The 12174-nt window shown below is 75.7% G+C and carries 9 protein-coding genes; 3 read left to right on the top strand and 6 right to left on the bottom strand.

What is annotated here, in order from left to right:
• Positions 1–128 precede the first annotated feature (128 nt).
• Positions 129–1304 (top strand): hypothetical protein, encoded by a 1176-nt coding sequence (locus AC5R91_RS00775; protein ID WP_495395124.1) that lies wholly within the window; start codon positions 129–131, stop codon positions 1302–1304.
• Here AC5R91_RS00775 and AC5R91_RS00770 read toward each other — a convergent pair.
• Positions 1252–2073: an HAD family hydrolase gene (locus AC5R91_RS00770; RefSeq protein ID WP_495395123.1), complete on the bottom strand. Its 822-nt coding sequence runs from the start codon at positions 2071–2073 to the stop codon at positions 1252–1254. The genes AC5R91_RS00775 and AC5R91_RS00770 overlap by 53 nt on opposite strands.
• A 1166-nt stretch (positions 2074–3239) precedes the next feature.
• Between AC5R91_RS00770 and AC5R91_RS00765 the strand changes: the two genes are divergently transcribed.
• On the top strand, positions 3240–4082 hold the full coding sequence (locus tag AC5R91_RS00765; protein ID WP_011604006.1) for a PAC2 family protein: 843 nt from the start codon (positions 3240–3242) through the stop codon (positions 4080–4082).
• 155 nt (positions 4083–4237) lie between these two features.
• Here AC5R91_RS00765 and AC5R91_RS00760 read toward each other — a convergent pair whose 3' ends face one another.
• The 5 genes from AC5R91_RS00760 to AC5R91_RS00740 form a co-directional block, all read right to left on the bottom strand.
• The gene (locus tag AC5R91_RS00760; protein ID WP_495395121.1) at positions 4238–5683 is read right to left on the bottom strand and encodes a DivIVA domain-containing protein; all 1446 of its coding nucleotides are present in this window, start codon (positions 5681–5683) and stop codon (positions 4238–4240) included.
• Positions 5684–5686: 3 nt separating this feature from the next.
• Entirely contained in the window at positions 5687–7075 is a 1389-nt protein-coding gene (mshC, locus tag AC5R91_RS00755; RefSeq protein WP_495395120.1) for a cysteine--1-D-myo-inosityl 2-amino-2-deoxy-alpha-D-glucopyranoside ligase, read from the bottom strand.
• 162 nt (positions 7076–7237) lie between these two features.
• A complete protein-coding gene (locus AC5R91_RS00750) occupies positions 7238–8014 on the bottom strand; it encodes an SCO1664 family protein (protein ID WP_495395119.1) in 777 nt (258 codons plus the stop codon).
• Positions 8015–8138: 124 nt separating this feature from the next.
• On the bottom strand, positions 8139–8681 hold the full coding sequence (locus AC5R91_RS00745; RefSeq protein WP_495395118.1) for a DUF3090 family protein: 543 nt from the start codon (positions 8679–8681) through the stop codon (positions 8139–8141).
• 6 nt (positions 8682–8687) lie between these two features.
• The gene (locus AC5R91_RS00740; protein ID WP_495395116.1) at positions 8688–9506 is read right to left on the bottom strand and encodes a histidine phosphatase family protein; all 819 of its coding nucleotides are present in this window, start codon (positions 9504–9506) and stop codon (positions 8688–8690) included.
• 196 nt (positions 9507–9702) lie between these two features.
• Between AC5R91_RS00740 and AC5R91_RS00735 the strand changes: the two genes are divergently transcribed.
• Entirely contained in the window at positions 9703–12099 is a 2397-nt protein-coding gene (locus tag AC5R91_RS00735; protein WP_495395115.1) for an ATP-dependent DNA helicase, read from the top strand.
• Positions 12100–12174: the final 75 nt, after the last annotated feature.

Here is a 12174-nt window from a genome sequence, read left to right as displayed (position 1 = left end):
AGGACCCAGCCCGCAGAGTCCTTGTCCGTAGATGCCCTTGTCCACAGGCCTCCGGCTCGTCCACAGATGGCCGTGTGCCGCTGCCCAGGAGGCAAGATGCCCGCCACGCTGGCCGGGTGGACCTCCCCGTGCTCCCGCTCTCCCTGCGTCGGCTCGCTGCCCGCCAGGACGGCATGCTCACCCGGGCCCAGATCCGGCAGGCGGGTCTGACCCGCCGGCAACTCGATCGCCTGGTCCGGGGCGCCGGCCACTCCACGCCATTCCGCGGCACCGTCCTGCTCCCAGGCGCGCACCCGCTGCGCGGACCGGTGCGGGCTGCGCTGGTCGGCCGGCCAGATGCCGTCGTCTGCGGCGTGACCGCCGCCCGGCTTCTGGGGCTGCCGGGGCTACCTTCCGCTCCTCGTCCACCTGATCAGGCGGAGGACCGAGGCAGCCCGAAGGCAGACGCGCGGGCGGCCCGCAGCTCCCGCGGCGCGGGCCGCGGCACGAACCGCGCGCGGGCGGACCAGGGAGGCACGGCGCGCGAACCGGTCCACCTTCTGCTCCCCCGGTCCGCTCACGCGGCAGCCGACATTGACGGCCTCATCCGGCATCTCGGCACCCTCCGCTCCGACGAGCAGCAGCTCCGGCGAGGCATCCCGGTCACCACCGTCGAGCGCACACTGGCGGACCTGGTCCTGGACAGCGATCGGGAGACCGCCGTCAGTCTGCTCGACGCCGCGTTGCACCAAGGGCGGATCCCGGACATCGACGCCGTGCTCAGGTCGGCAGCCGGCCGTCGGGGAGTGGTCGCCCGCCGGCACTGGTTCGCGCTCGCCGATGGTCGGGCCGAGTCGCCTCTGGAGACGCGGCTACGCCTGCTACTGCTCGACGCCGGCCTGCCGCCGGAGGAGTTGCAGTGGCAGGTGTGGGGCCCCGCCCGCCCGACGGCGCGGGACAGTCCGACGGGGTTCACGAGCGTCGACGCCCTCGAAGGGGCGCAGGACGAGCCGCCGGACCCGGTCTCGACGCCCGGAGGCCGTCCAGTCGCCCGGCTCGACCTGGCCTGGCCGAGCCGGCTGGTCGCCGTGGAGGCGGACGGCGCCGCCTATCACCGCCAGCCACGCGCGCTGTTCCGCGACCGCATGCGGCAGAACGACCTACTGTCGGCTGGCTGGACCCTGCTGCGCTTCACCTGGGCCGATGTGCTGGGCGGCGCAGCCGGCGTCGCCGATCTGGTGCGCCGCGCGCTCGCACTGGCGGAGGTCACGGTCAGGGCCCGACCGGTCGGACGCTCAGCAGTTCGTCGAGCAGATCGAGGGTGACGTCGTGCAGGCTGGCGACGATCGCGGCGAGGCCTGCGGGCACGGGTTCGAGGGCTTCCGCGGACGCCACGTCGGCCCGCGCGAGGGCGGACGGCACGGCGGCGGACGGGGTGGCGGTGGGCAGCGCCCCCTCTGACGGCACGGCGGTGGGCGGGGTGGCGGTGGGCGGGGTGGCGGCGCGATCGAGGAGGTCGGGCATGGAGGGGACGAGGATGGTCGCGCAGCCGGCGGCCACACCGGCGCGGGCGCCCGAGGGGCTGTCCTCCAGGACGACGCAGCGCCGGGGGTCCACGCCGAGCATGCGGGCGGCGGTCAGGTAGGGCTCGGGATCCGGCTTTCGGCGGCTCACCTCGTCGCCGGCCACCGTCGTCGCGAACAGCTCCCGACCGATGACGCCGAGCACAGGGTCCATCAGGTCCCGGAAGGACGAGGAGACCAGCGCCGCCGGGACGCCCCGCTCCCGCAGGACGGCGAGCAGCTCGACGGCGCCGGGTTGCGGGACGATCACGCCTGGCTCGCGGAACAGCTCGGCGGAGCGTCGCAGCAGGAAACGCGCCGTGGCCGGGACGTCGGACGGCGGCCGGCCGAGCATCGACACCATGATCGGCACCGCGGTGTCGATGCCGTGGCCGATCATCGCCCGCTTCATCGCCGGCGTGAACTCGCCGCCGAGCCGCGCCGCCGCCTCGTGCTCGGCGACGGTCCAGATCGGCTCCGTGTCGACGAGCAGGCCGTCCATGTCGAAGAAGACCGCCGCGAGGCTTCCCACGTTGTGCTCCCAGCTCGAATCGGGGCGCACCGGATGGTTCCGGGTGCGCGGGTCGACGTGCCTTGCCCGGACGCGGGGTCGCCGGCTGCCGGCCGCCGACCGCCCACGCCGACCGGTCCCGCCCGGGCGGGATCGGCCTCCGGTCTGGAGAGGCGCCGCTGCGCCCGGTACGGACCGGTCCTGCCCGTATGCTGCCGGATCGCGGCCGCGCATCTGGCGGCGGGCGGCTCAGCGGGCTCGGGACGCGGGGTTCGGCCCGTCCGGGCGGGCCGGGACCTGAGGACCTCGTTACACCGCCCTTCGGCGGGAATGCAGCGCGGGAAGGGGGCGGGGCCCGGCAACATGGTGACCATGGCGCCAGAGGCCTCCGGCACACGTCGCGACAGGACGGACAGCAGGCCGTCGGGAATCCGCCGCCGACCCCGCCGCGAACCCCGGCGCCGTCGGCCCCGGTGCGGACGGGCGCCGTACCGGGAGAGTCCGCCGCAGGCGCCGAGCGCGGTGGGCCAGGTGCCGAGCGCGGTGGGCCCGCGCCCGCCCTCGGGCCCGCGCCCGCGGTCGGGCCGGCGCCCGCGGTTCGGGAATGTGGTCGGGAATGTGGTCGCCCGGGCGTGGGTTGGCGACGACGCTGCCAACGGTGGCCGGGTGAACTCCGTCGGAGACGGCTGGGTGAACGTGGACATCCAGGGAGGTGGTAGGACGGGCGGCGCGGGAGTCACGGGAGCCGGCGCGGCACGGCCCCGCGGGTCCGCGGCGACGCCACCCGGGCGGACGGGGACGCGGCGGCCGCCAGAGCCGGCGGGCGGGCCGGGAGACGGGGGTGCGGGTGTCGCAACGCGGACAGTGCTCGCCGCGACCGTTGGCCTTCCCGCGACAGCGGGTACTCATCGGGAGCCGATACGGTGCAGCCACCGCGTCGATCCGGAACGGATGTCCGATCCGCCCGGCGTCGTTCGCCATCGACAGACCGAGGAAAGGCGTTCCCACGAGAACACCGGCAGACTGGTCCCGCGGAGGTTCACCGCGGGCGAGGGCAGGTTCCCCACCGGATGCAAGGAGGGCTGACGTAACGGATGTCGGCTCTGGGCAGGAGTCGTCTCCGTGAGGACGTACCGTTGCACTGTCACGGGGGCAGTGGGCCGCCGCTGGGCGGCAGGAGGTGGTAGGTGATCGAGTTCTCCGGCGTCGGTCAACTGCGGTCGCCGGTCGTGGTGGCCGCCTTCGAGGGTTGGAACGACGCCGCCGACGCGTCCTCCGCCGCCGTGGAGCATCTCGAGACGGCGTTCAAGGCCCGGGTGATCGGCGCGATCGACCCGGACGACTACTACGACTTCCAGGTGAACCGGCCGACGGTGAGCGGAACCGACGGGGCGTCGAGGAAGATCACCTGGCCGACCACCCGGCTGTCGGTGGCGCGGCCGCCGAAGTCGGAGACGGACTTGGTGCTCATCCGCGGGCTGGAGCCGAACATGCGCTGGCGCGGCTTCACCGATGAGCTGATCGAGGCGGTGCATGCCCTCGGCAGCGACATGGTGATCTCGCTCGGCGCGCTGCTCGCGGACTCCCCCCACACCCGTCCGGTGCCCATCAGCGGGACGGCCGGGGATGCGGCGACGGCGGCGAGGCTCGGCCTGGAGCCGTCCCGCTACGAGGGTCCGACCGGCATCGTCGGCGTCTTCGGCGACGCCTGCGCGCGAGCGGAGCTGGCGTCGGTGTCGTTCTGGGCGGCGGTGCCGCACTACGTCGCGAACCCGCCGTGCCCGAAGGCGACGCTCGCGCTGCTGCGGCGAGTGGAGGACCTGCTCGACATCGAGATTCCGCTCGGGGATCTGCCGGAGCGGGCCAAGGCGTGGGAGCGTCAGGTCGACGAGCTCGCCGCCGGGGACACCGAGGTCGCCGAGTACGTCCGCTCGCTGGAGTCCCGGGAGCCGGAGACCGCGCTGCCGGAGGCCAGCGGCGACGCGATCGCCCGCGAGTTCGAGCGCTACCTGCGGCGCCGCGGGCAGTGATTTCTCTCACGCGGCAGTCGCCCGGCTCCGTCTGAGCGGGTGGCCCGGGTGGCCGGGCCCGGATGGTCCCGGCCGGGCGGAGCGGCGCGTGGAACTCGGCGCCGCCGCCGCGGGCAGGGGTGTGCGGGCAGGGGTGTGCGGGCAGGGGTGGTGGCCTACTCCTCGACGATCTCGGCGTCGATGATGTCCTCGTCGGCGCCTCGGCGGAAGGGGACCCCGGCGGTGCTGGCCGCCGGCTCCCGCTGCGCGGCGCTCGCCGGGTACGGCTCGGCGTCGGCGACCTCACCCTGCCGATGCCGGCCAGGAGAGCGCCGACCGAGCCCAGCGGCACCCATGCGGCCAGCGACCCGACCGGCCGCCGCAGCACCAGCGCCGACGGCCGGGCCGGCAGCATCCCCGGAGGACCCGTTCCCGTCGGTGCCGCCGTGCGGGCCGAAGGCGCCCGCAGCGTCCCAGGCCGTCCCACCGGCACCCACGGCCGCCGGCCAGCCCGGGCCGTGCTGACCGGTGCCGTATGGCCCAGCTTCGCCCCGGCCGGCGCCGTGCAGTCCGCCGCCGTGCTGGCTGGCACCGTGCTGGCCGGTCCCGTGCTGGGGGGCTGTGCTGTACTGGGGGGCTGTGCCGTGCTGGGGGGCTGTGCCGTGCTGGCCCGTGGCCGCTGAGGATCCCGGAGCGGCCGAGGATCCCGGGCCGGCTGAGAATCCCGGGCCGGCCGAGGACCCGGGATCGTCGGGGCTACCGGGTGCCCTGGGCGGCCCGGGTGGGGCGCCTACGGGGGGCGTGGACGGCCCCGTCGGTCCGTCCACGACCGTCGGGGCCGTCGGAGCCGTCGGAGCCCTCGAAGCCGCCGGGGCCGCGGTGTCCGGTCCGCCCGGGAAGCCGCCGTCGGTCGCCTGCGCGGCGGAGGCGCCGGGGACGAAACCGTCCTGCGCGCCACCGCTGGGGAAGCCGCCGGCGGTGGGGAAGCCGCCGGCGGTGGGGTCGCCGTTGCCCGCTTCCGGCGGGGCCGTGCCGGCCCGGGCGAGGTCGGTGAGAGCGCGGTCGACGTCGTCGGAGCCGAGGAGGCGGCGCAGCCGCAACACCGCTCCGATGATCTCCCCCTGTTGGTGGCGAAGCGCGTCGAGGGACGCGGAGCTGCGGGCGATCTCGTCCGCCAGCTCCCGGTGGCGTTCGACGGCGAGCCGACGGCTCTCCTCCACCGCGTCGAGCAGCAGCTTCTCGGCCTGCTCGCGGGCCTCGCGGACGATCGGATGGTTCGCCCCGGCGTCCTCGATCACCTCCTCCAGGGCGGACTCGGCGATCCGGCGGGCGCCGTCGATGATCTCGTCGGCCTCCCGCTGGGCGATGGCGAGCATCTGCCCGATCCGACCGCCGGCCTGGGCGGCGAGCGCCTCGGCGCCGGTGACGCCCGCGTTGCGCTCCCGCTCGTGCCTCAGCGCGCTCTCGGCGGCGGCCGCGCGCGAGGTCACCTGGCTGGCGTACCGCCACAGCGTGGCGAGGTAGTCGTCCACCTGGCGCGGGTCGTAGCCGTGGGCGACCTCGTCGAACGCGGGTCGTTCGGTCGCTGCCCCGGGATCTGTACTGCGGTGGTGAGCCCCCATCCCTCAGCTCCCTCTGGGTCGGACGGGTTCAAGGTCTACACCGAGCAGTGTGTCAACGAGCCGCGAGACCAGTGCGGGCGCCTCCCCCCCGGCACCCGCCGCACCGCCAGAACCGCGAAGGGACCCGCCAGCCGACCCGACCCCGACAGGACCGACGCGGGCAGAACCAGCACCGACAGAACCAGCAGCGACCGAACCAGCACCGGCAGAACCAGCACCGGCAGAACCACCGCCGGCGTCGGCGAGCGCCGCGTCGACCCAGGCGTCGACCGCGGCGAGGGCGCCGGGGGTGTCGAGGTCGTCGGCGAGCCGCTCCCGGACGGCGGCGAGCACCCCCGCCGCGTCCGGGCCGGCGGGCAGGGCGACGGCCGCCCGCCACCGCTCGACCCGGGTCACCGCGCCCGCCAGCAGGCCCGCCGTCCACTCCCAGTCCTCGGTGTGGCGGTGGTCCAGCAGGGCGAGGCGCAGCGCGGCCAGGTCCGTGCCGGCGCGGCGTAGCCGGGAGACGAACTCCAGGTTGCCGCGCGACTTCGACATCTTGTGGCCGTCGAGGCTCACCATCGCGGTGTGCACGTAGCTGCGGGCGAACGGGCGGGAGCCGGCGGCGACCTCGGCGTGCGCGGCGCTGCACTCGTGGTGCGGGAACGACAGGTCGGTGCCCCCGCCCTGGATGTCGACGACGCCACCGAGGTGGTGGCGGGCGATCGCCGAACACTCGATGTGCCAGCCCGGGCGGCCGGGTCCGAACGGGGACGGCCACGACGGCTCCCCGGGGCGCTGCGCCCGCCACAGCAGCGGGTCGAGGGGGTCCTTCTTGCCGGCGCGGCCCGGGTCGCCGCCGCGCTCGGCGCAGATCGCGAGCATCTCGGCCCGGGACAGGTGGGAGATGTCACCGAACGCGGGGGCGGCGGCGACGGAGAAGTACAGGTCGTCGTCGACGTGGTAGGCCGCGCCCCGGTCGACGAGCTCGGCGACCATGTCGACGATCATCGGGATCGCCTCGACCACGCCGACGTAGGAGTCCGGGGCGAGCATCCGCAGCGCGGTCATGTCCTCGCGGAACAGCGCGATCTCCCGGGCGGCGAGGTCGCGCCAGTCCAGGCCGTCCCGGTCGGCACGCTCGAGCAACGGGTCATCGACGTCCGTAACATTTTGTACATAAAGGACGTCATGCCCGGAATCCCGCAGAACCCGCTGCGCGAGGTCATACGTCAGGTACGTGAACGCATGACCCAGGTGCGTCGCGTCGTACGGCGTGATGCCGCAGACATAGAGATGGGCCGTGGGCGCGGAATCCAGGGCCCGCACGCTCGACGTGGCCGTGTCGAAGATCCGCAAGGGCCGGCCGGAGCCTGGAAGTGGACGTATCGGAGGAGATGGCCACGCCTGCATGCGTGTCAGAGTAACCGCGAACCGTTCCGCCGGCGGGCACAAGACGGGTAACCATCCCGTAACCGACCTGCGAAAATGAACACAGACCGCAACATCACCGTCAGTAAACTGACGAGGCGGAACGCAGGCGGTTCAGAACGGCCACGGTCAGAACGGCCACGGTCAGAACGGCGGCCACGGGATCGGCGGCCAGTCCCCCGAGGGCAGCGGGAAGCGTCCCTCGTCGAGCAGCCGGTCCACCCGGGCGACAAGCGCGCCGGACTCGGCGACGGTGAGCAGCTCGGCGAGCCGGTCACCGAGGTCGTCGGCGAGCGCCTCGCGCAGGCAGCCGAGCAGGGCCGTCTCCTCGGCGACCAGCCGCCGGCCCCGCCACGTCCACAGCAGCGTGCGCAGTTTGCCCTCGGTGTGGAAGGTCACGCCGTGGTCGATGCCGTGGATGCGCCCCGACGGCGCGGGCAGCAGGTGCCCACCCTTGCGGTCGGCGTTGTTGATGACGGCGTCGAACAGCGCGATCCGGCGTAGCTGCGGGTCGTCGGAGCGGGTGAGGGCGACCAGGTCGACGGTGACGTCGGTGTCGATCCAGAGCTGGACCATGCCCTCGCCGAACGGGCCGTCGCGCATGACCGTCGGCGGCACGATCCCGAGGTCGAGGTACGCGGAGACCTCGTAGGCGGCCAGCTCGCGAGCGGCGAGGGTGCCGTCGGGGAAGTCCCACAGAGCCCGTTCGCCGCGCACCGGCTTGTAGACGCAGCGCCCGGCGACGTCGCCCGCGGTGATGTCGCAGTACAGCGTCGCGTTGCTGGCGTCGGCGAGCCTGGCGCTGACCGCCAGCTCGCCGCGGCGCAGCAGGTCGAGCGCGGCGGGGGCGTCGAGGCCGCCGCCGTCGATCGGATCGAGTGGCAGCCGCCCCGGAGGGGGACCCGCCGCGGGAACGCCCATCAGCCCAGTGTGTCCGCTACGCGCCGGCTCTGTCGCCGGGTCCGGATGGTGACCGGGGTCTCTCCGCGGCGAACCCGCACGCCGCGCCCCCGGCCAGGCCGGGTGGGCGGGCCCGGGACGCGCATCAGTGCCGGTGTCCGTTCTGCCGCGGGCAGACGTGGTCCTCGTCGAGCGGCAGGCCGCACAGCGGGCACGGCGGGCGCCCGGCGGCGACGAGCCGCCCCGCCCGGCGGGCGAAGGCGCGGGCGGGGCCCGCCGCGAGCAGCACCCGCAGGGCGTCGGGGCCGTCCGGGTCGTCGCTGAACCCCGACGCCGACTCCTCACCGCCGGCCGCCTGCGCCTCGACGACGACCCGGCTGCCACGCGGATCCCACCCGAGGGCGATCGTGGCGACCCGGAACTCCGCCTCGATCGGCTGCTCCAGCGGCGACGTGTCAGGCGCGCCGACGGGTGCGGCCGGCCCCATCGCGACCCCGCGCCGGCCCAGCTCGTCGAGCAGCTCGGTGAGCTGCTCGGCCAGCAGGGCGACCTGGGCCTTCTCGACCGCGACCGTGACGAGCCTCGCCTCGTCCCGGGCCTGCAGGTAGAACCCTCGGGCGCCGGGCGAGCCGACGGTGCCCGCGACGAACCGCTCCGGCGGGTCGAAGACGTGTATCCGGCGTGCCATGGCCGATCAGACCGCTCCCCCGCCGGCGGGGGGCGGGTAGGACCCGGCCCCGCCGCCGACGACCTCGTCGGGACCGAGCGCCGGCGGGGACGCCGCACCGTCCCCGGCGGGCGGGCCGGCGGCGCCGTCCCCGCCGCCGTCACCCGCGGCGGCCTCCCCCTCGGGCTTGGGAGGCGGCGGGAGCAGCTCGGCGACGTCGCCGCCGATGTCGTTGATCCGCCGGACTAACGGTCGCCGCTCGCCGTAGCGGATCACCGTCAGCGAGCACGGGTCGACGGTGATGCGGTGGTACATGTCGAGGTGCATGCCCAGGGCGTCGGCGACGATCGTGCGGATGACGTCACCGTGCGAGCACAGCAGCCAGGTCGCGTCCGGGCCGAGCCGGTCGTTCCACTCCCGCACCGCGGTGACGCCGCGGGCCTGGGTGTCGCGCAGCGCCTCACCCTCGGGCCCGGGGAAGACCACGGCGCTGGGATGGCTCTGCACCACCGCCCACAGCGGGTCCTTGGCCAGGACGGCGAGTTCCTGCCCGGTCCAGTCCCCGTAGCGGCACTCCCCGAACCGCTCGTCGACGGCGACCGGCTGGACCCCGCCGGGGGCCTGCGAGCCGTCGGGGCGGCGGGCCGCGATCGTGCCCGCCGTCTCACGGCAGCGCTCGAGCGGGCTGCTGACGATCGCGGCGAGCGGGATGTCCCCGAGCCGGCCCGCCAGGTCCGAGGCCTGCCGCCGGCCGCGCTCGTCCAGGCTGACGCCGGGGGTCCAGCCGAGGAGGATCTTGCCCGTGACGGCGGTCAGGCCGTGGCGGACCAGCAACACAGTGGTCAACCGGTCGGTCCCTTCGAGATCGGACGGGTCCGCGACGCCGCCGGACCCGCGGGCGGCCGACCGGGCGCGACGCGAGGCCGTGACGCCGGACACGCCGGGTGCGGACCACGGTGCGCCCTGGCACAGCCACCGGTGATACCACGCTACCCAGCGGGCTTCGCCGGGCGTCGAGTGGTGCGTCGTTACGCTTCCCGGCATGCCCGACGAGTACCCGACCGCCGCCCCGGGACCCGATCCCGCCCCGGGAGCCGCCCCCACCGCCGGTCCCGCTCCGGGAGCCGACCCGGTCGCCGCCGACGCGGCCGCGGACCCGACGACGGTGTTCGCCGCGTTCTGCGAGGCCGCGCTGTGGCCGGGGCTGGGCCGCACGACGGCCGCCCGCCTGCCGGCCGCCGGCATCACCCGGCCCGAACACGTCGACGTCGGCCGGCTCGGCGCCGTCGAGGGGGTCAACGGCCCGCGGGCCCGCCGGCTCGCCGACAGCTTCCGCGCCGCCGCGGGCACGTACGCGGTCGTCGAGCTGCTCGTCGCGGCGGACCTCCCGGCCCGCCTGGCCCGGGGGGCCACCGAGCGGCTCGGTCCGACCGCCGCCGAGGCCCTGCGGGCCGACCCGTGGATGCTGCTGACCGCCGCCGAGGCCGAGATCGGGCAGGCCGACCGGTTCGCCCGCCGCCGTGGGCTGCACCGCGACGACCCTCGCCGCGGCCCCGCGGTGCTCACCCACCTGCTGGGCCGGGCGGCGACGCGGGCCGGGGACACCGCCGGCCCGGTCGACGCCGTGCTGCAGGCCGCGGCCCGGGAGGGGGTGGCCGATCCGCGCCAGGCACTGGACGCCGCCCTCGACGACGGACGGATCATCGCCGTCGGCGACCGGATCGCGCTGGAACGCTACGCGATGGCCGAGCAGTCCATCGCCGACGGCATCGAACGGCTGGTGGCCACCGCCGAGCCGCTGCGCGCGGGCGCGCCGAGGGTGCGCCGCCGCCCGGACGACGACAACGACGGCAACGACGACGCGGACGGGTCGCAGGCCGTGGCCGCCGCGGCCGGGCCGCCGCCGACCGCGCTGATGTTCGACGACGAGGACGCCGAGGACGTCGCGGGCGACGACCCGCCGAGCGGCGCGAACCGGGCGGCTGGCGACGCCGGGCCGGACGGGACGTCCGAGGCCGAGGACGCCGGCAGCCCGGCCGGCCCGGCCGGCCCGCAGGGATCGTCCGGCGGGGCCGGGGACGACCCGGTGGGCGGCCTGGACGAGGTGCAGCTCGCCGCGGCCCGGGCGGCCCTGGAGTCGGGGGTCAGCGTGCTGACCGGCGGGCCGGGGACGGGCAAGAGCCGCACCGTCGCCGCCGTGGTCCGCCTCGCGTGGGCGGCGGACGCCGAGGTCGCGCTCGCCGCGCCGACCGGTCGGGCCGCCAAGCGGCTGGAGGAGCTGTGCGGGGCGCCGGCGAGCACCCTGCACCGGCTGCTCGGCGCGCAGGGCCGAGGCGGTGGGTTCGCCCGCGGCGAGCACAACCCGATCGACGCCGACCTCGTCGTCGTCGACGAGGCGTCGATGCTCGACGCGGAACTCGCCGCCGCGCTGCTCGACGCCTGCGCCGAGGGCACCCACCTGATGTTCGTCGGGGACCCCGCCCAGTTGCCGAGCATCGGACCGGGCCAGGTCCTCACCGATCTGCTGGAGTCCGGTGAGATTCCGGTGACGGAGCTGCGCCGGCTCTACCGGCAGGTCGACGGCGGGGCGATCGCGATGCTGGCCGCCGCGGTGCGCGGCGGGGAGCTGCCGCCGCCCCCGCCGGGCCCCGGCCGTGAGGTGGTCGTCGTCCCGTCGAACAGCTCCGGGGAGGCGGCGCACCGCACCGTGCAGCTCGTCACCGACTCGATTCCGCGGGCGTTGGGGATCCCGGTCGCCGACATCCAGGTCGTCACGCCGGTGCATGCCGGGCCCGCCGGCACGGGGGCGCTGAACGCGGCGCTCAAACGCGTCCTCAACCCGGGCGCGGGCGCCGTGTCGGGGTTCGACGTCGGGGACCGGGTGGTGGCCACGGCCAACCACATCGACGTGGGGTTCGCCAACGGCGAGATCGGCACCGTCGTCGCCGCCGGCGAGCGGGGGGCGTTGCGGGTCGCCTTCCCGGGCGGGGTCATCGAGGTGCCCGCGGGGATCCTCGGCGATCTGCGGCACGGCTGGGCGGTGACGGTGCACCGGGCGCAGGGCAGCGAGTGGCCGGCGGTCGTCGCCGTCTTCCCCCCGGAGGCCGGCCGGATGCTGACCCGCCCGCTGATCTACACGGCGCTCACCCGGGCGGCGACGCACCTGTCCATCGTCGCCGTGAACGGCCCCGCGGTGCGCCACGCGGTGCGTAACGCGGGCGGCCGGCGGCGCCTGACGTCCCTCGCCGCCCTGCTCGCCGGTGAGATCGCCGGCGAACTCGCCGAGGACGACGAGGACCTGGACGACGAGGAGAACCTGGACGACGAGAATCCGAACGGTCAGGATCTGAACGGTCAGAACCTGGACGGCCAGCCCCTGGACGGCCGGGGCCCGCAGCGCGAGGGCCTCCGGTCCGGCGCCGGGGTGAAGAGTGGGTGACCGGCCGGTGGCGCGGTGGTGGCCGGCAGCCGTCGCCGCCTCGGGCGCCCACGGCACCCCCGACGCGTCGGGGGC

The organism is Frankia sp. BMG5.60, from assembly GCF_059428125.1.
This window is presented reverse-complemented; position numbering and strand designations above follow the sequence as displayed.